This is a genomic window from Arthrobacter sp. Ha26, from assembly GCF_059091705.1.
In genome coordinates this window covers 1-4780 of sequence record NZ_JBNHGX010000015.1, presented here as the reverse complement: position 1 = coordinate 4780, position 4780 = coordinate 1, and the positions used below count along the sequence as shown (strand labels likewise).

The following is a 4780-nucleotide window of genomic DNA, read 5'->3' as shown; positions in this document are numbered from 1 at the left end:
CTTGGCACACTATTGAGTTCTCAAACAACAGACACACCCGGCACCACCCAAACAAACGTTCAAGATCGCTCCGGAGCAACTTTTCAAACTTACCCGAACCCTGGAAGCTTTGCAAATCAACGTAACCGCGACCCGCAACTCCCCAAACACCCGGCCCCCACCCACAAACGGCGCACCCAAAGCGCACCATTTCTCAGGCTGTTCAAAAAAGGGGGGTTGGCCGCAAACTTTCCGCATCAGCGGCGGCGACTCAAAAAACAATACACCCCCACACCCCACCCCGCAAATCCACCCCAACACCCACCCACACCCCCAAAAACCCCCACAACAAAGGCAAACCCCCACCCACACCACCCAAAAACCACACCCAAAAACAAATATGCACTACCTCACACCCATAACCCGGCCGTGCACACCCGCGCGCTCACAGCTAGCGCACCGAAAGCACCAGTGTGAAGTCGGCGTCCCGAGGCTTAAGGCGGTACTGCTCCAGGACGCCGGGGCCGCAGGCGGCGGTTCCCACTCCCCTCAGCGCATGGTCCAGGTAGAGGTAGGTCCGCCCGTCAGGCGCCAAATCCGGCCGGTGCTCCGCGGCGTCCAGAACCTGTTGGCTGTAGGGCCGGACGGTGAGCGCAAACGGTTCGCCATGGATGAGGAGTGTCCGGTCGCCAAGCTGCACTGCCGCGGACTCGACGCCGGACCGGGCCCCTGATTCCTGGGGCCGGACGTACTCCACGTCCATCTCCTTCAGGGGCAGTGAGAACCAGCCCATCCGCGTTCCTTGCCCGGTGTCCGGGTAACTCTGATGCGGGCCCTGCCCGAACCAGCTCACGGATGCAGCCTGCTCAGCCAACACCAGTTCCAGTCCGATCCGCGCCCATTCCACCTCAAAACCGCGGTCGACCCAGGAGCCGTCCGGCCGGATGCGGGTCCGAAGCGCCACGGTTTCACCATCACTGGTCCAGGTGTAGTCCACCAACACGCCGTATTGCTTATCTGCCGCGCCCACACGGGTACGGACGATCAGTGCTTCTCCGCCTTCCGGGCGGGCTTCGGCGCTGATTCCCAGCAACCGGCTGTGGAGCAGGTTCAGCCGGGCATCCTTCCACTGGCTGGCTAGGGGGCGCTCGTCAAACCCACCCCATTCCCGGCCAAGGTCGTTGTCTGTGGGCGGCCACCACAATGCCAACGCCAGCTTCTCTACGGCTATGCCGCCAATTGAGGTGGGCATGCCGGTAATCCGGTTGAACAGCACCGGCCCCAGCTGAAGTTCAATGTCCTGAACGCGTACCGGCTCGGCCGGCAAGGGCTTGGCAAGGGAGCCCACACGATGAACCGCTTGTCCCCAGGCAACTTCATGTCCGGCCGGAGCCCATGCTGTTTCAGCGGTGAGGACTGCGCTTACGGTGAGGGCTGCGGCGTGGCCCTCGGGCAGTGTCGTCAACAAAGACGCAACACTGTCCGGCAGCTGCACAGCTGCTTCACCCTGGGCCGGCACCGGCGCAACGTCCACGGCACCGCCGTCGAGCATCGTGCCGCCGCCGGCTGCATCGCCGTCGGCCCTCACCGCGTACTGGAAGCTGAACGCAGAAGTGTCCGCGAAGTCGTGGCCGTTGCGGAGCGTAAAGCCGGACCAGTCCTGCGCCACCGTAATGCGGAGGGGCTCGATGACCTTCTTGAAGTCGAGCAGCCCCGGCCGCGGGTTCCGGTCGGCGTCCACCAGGCCGTCAGTGACAAAGTTACCGTCGTGGACTTCCTCACCGAAGTCGCCCCCGTACGCGTAGTGCTCGGCGCCGTCGGGGGATGTAACGGTGATGCCGTGTTCGAGCCATTCCCACACGAAGCCGCCCATCAGGCGCGGAAACTTCTCGAAGAGTTCCTGGTATTCACTCATGCCGCCCGGTCCGTTGCCCATGGCGTGCACATACTCGCAAAGCACAAATGGCATGCTCCTGCGCCGCGCATCCAGGGCAGCATCGTCAAGCGGCGGCTCAATTCCCTGCCCGATCAGCGCCGTTTCCGCCTGGCTGGCGTACATCCGCGAGTACACATCAACGTGCGCGGAGGACCAGTCGCCCTCGTAGTGGATGGGTCGCGAAGGATCCCGGTGCTTGGCCCACCGCGACATCGCGGCGAGATTCCTGCCCGTGCCGGCCTCGTTGCCCAGTGACCACATAATCACCGCGGGGTGGTTCTTGTCCCGCTCCACGGTGCGGTGCATGCGGTCCACCAAGGCCTCCTCCCATGCCGGATCATCGCTCGGGTTTTGGGCCCAGCCCGCGCTCTCAAAGCCATGCGTTTCAAGGTCGCACTCCAGCACAACGTAGAAGCCGAGTTGGTCTGCGAGGGCCAGGAACTCGGGGTGGGGCGGGTAGTGGGACGTCCGGATGGCGTTGATGTTGTGCTGCTTCATCAACCGCAGTTCAGCCTCCACAACGTCACGCGGTACAACGCGGCCAAGGCGCGGGTGGTGCTCGTGGCGGTTGACGCCCCGCAGCAGGATCCGCCGTCCGTTGACCTTGAACTGTGCATCTTCAATGGCAATGCTCCGGAAGCCCACCTGCAGCGTTACGGTCTCGCCGGGCGTGCTGACGGTTGCCTCATACAGCCGGGGCACCTCCGCGGACCAAGGTTCAACGCCGGCGATTCGGACCTCGGTGCCGGCGGCCAGTTCCAAGCCCAGTTCGGGAACGCGTACGACGGCGTCAATCCCCTGCCCGCCCCGGGTCGCCTCCAGCATCAGGACGCCTTCGCCGGAGCGGTGATCGTAGGCAGCGTGCACAAAAACATCGTCAACTCCGTCGACCGGGCGGGCCTGGAGGGTGACGTCCCGGAAGATACCGGGCAGCCACCACATGTCCTGATCCTCGGCATAACTGGCGGCGGAAAACTGAGCCACCCGCACGGCCAGGGTGTTCTTCCCTTGCTTCAGGATCCCGGTGACGTCGAATTCATGGGCCAGCCTGCTCCCGCGTGTGGTGCCGAGTTCCACTCCATTCAGCCACACCGTTCCGGCGGACTCGATCCCGTCGAACCGCAGCAGCGCATGTGGCAGGAATTCGGGCCCGGCCTGGAAGACCACCACGTGATCGCCAATGGGGTTCACCTCCGGCACATGCGGCGGCTCCACTGCAAACGGGAACTGGACATTGGTGTAGGCCGGGGCGCCATGGCCGTGCATGGGCCAGCTCGATGGCACCGGCAGGTTGCCGAACCCCTGCAAGTCCCCGCCCAGCTGCCAGCCGTCTTCAGGGGCAACCCGGATCCCGGGGCTGAGCCTGAATTGCCATTCCCCGTTCAGGAACTGACGGGGCGCGTCGCTATTAAGGTACGCCCGGGGCGGCAAGGTTCCTTTCGCGGGTTCCAGTGAAGCGAGATTCGCCGTGGCTTCCGCGCCAACCTCCAGGCTGTGGGACTTCCGGCCGGCGTTTTCCGGGGAGTTGCCGGTGAGGACGGAAGGGGATTGAGCTGACATGGGCTTCCTTGCTTCATGGGCTATTCGGGGGCGCCAGGCGGACGGTGCCGGCATTGCAACGTGAACGTTCACGTAGCGAAGACAAGCGTACCGGCAGGTGATCATTTTGAGTAGGGTCTCAGGCAGATTTGCGGAGCACCAATTGGTGCATGAGGACCAGCTTGGCGTCGTCGCTTCCGGCTTGAATGGCGCCGCTGAGAAGATTGTCCACGAGGTCGACGGCGGAACGGCCTACCGCCCTTAAGTCGAGTGCCAGCGTGGTCAGCTCCGGCGTCAGGAGTTCACCCAGGGGTATTCCATCCATCCCTATCACCGCACAGTCCCCGGGAACGCTCCTTCCGGCGTCGGCCAGCGCCTTCAGTGCCCCGGCTGCCATCAGGTCGTTGAACACCAAAAGCCCATCGATACCAGAGTGCTCCTTAAGCAGTGACCGGACGGCGTCACGGGCTGCGGGTGCGGAGTCTTTGCTCTGACGGACGACGAGTTCGGTGCCGGCCTGGGCGGCAGCCGCGGCGACGGCAGCACCGCGGGTGGTAGCTGTCCCCTCTTGGTTTGAGTCAACGTAGGCGATCCGTCGGCGATGATCCTGTTCGAAGTGATGCAGGGCAAGCCTGGCGCCGTGCAGATAGTCGAAGCAGATGCTGCCCGCAGCATGACCGGCAGGGTAATCAAGCACCACCACCGGCCGCCGGCCCATCAGGGCCTGGGCGTCGTGGGAGCACGCACCGAGATATCCCACGAGGGCATCCACCTGCGGCGACAGGCGTCTCACCGCGTCTAAGCCATTCCCGCTGCCGTGGCCGAAATCATCCACCACAACGTTCCAGCCGCGCTGCGTCGCTACCTCCACGACGCTGGACGCGAAGGCCGGGAAGTACGGGTTGGTGAGGTCAGGGATGGCCAGCCCCAGGGAGATCCGGGCCCCCTGAACCAGGCCCCTGGCGAAGCGGCTGGGGGTGTAGCCAAGCTCTGCCGCGAGTTGTTGTACGCGCTCCCGCGTGGCCGGGCTGATCCCAGGCATATCGTTCATGGCCCGCGTTACGGTCTGCCGGGAAACACCTGCGGCGGCCGCGACATCCAGGATCGTTGCCCGTCGGATGCGGGGTTCGCGGGGACGTGATGCCATAACGGTAAGTCTAGGCGGGAGCCGGAGCCGCCCGGGTTTTCCCAACCCCCGGTCCCGGCCCTGCCGGTGGGGACTGTTGTGTGGTTTGGGTTGTTAAATGTGGGAGGCCCCAACCTGTGCTGGTTGGGGCCTCGACCTAATGTGTGTCCGGCGGTGACCTACTCTCCCACACCCTCCCG

2 protein-coding genes are annotated in these 4780 nt (G+C 64.4%); both read right to left on the bottom strand.

The genetic code is table 11. The features are described 5' to 3' along the window. Positions 1–430: 430 nt before the first annotated feature. Positions 431–3475: a glycoside hydrolase family 2 TIM barrel-domain containing protein gene (locus tag AC5RVY_RS19035; RefSeq protein WP_493956252.1), complete on the bottom strand. Its 3045-nt coding sequence runs from the start codon at positions 3473–3475 to the stop codon at positions 431–433. A gap of 118 nt (positions 3476–3593) precedes the next feature. Continuing rightward, complete coding sequence (locus AC5RVY_RS19030) at positions 3594–4601, bottom strand: LacI family DNA-binding transcriptional regulator (RefSeq protein ID WP_493956251.1); 1008 nt, start codon at positions 4599–4601, stop codon at positions 3594–3596. Between the last annotated feature and the right edge of the window lie 179 nt (positions 4602–4780).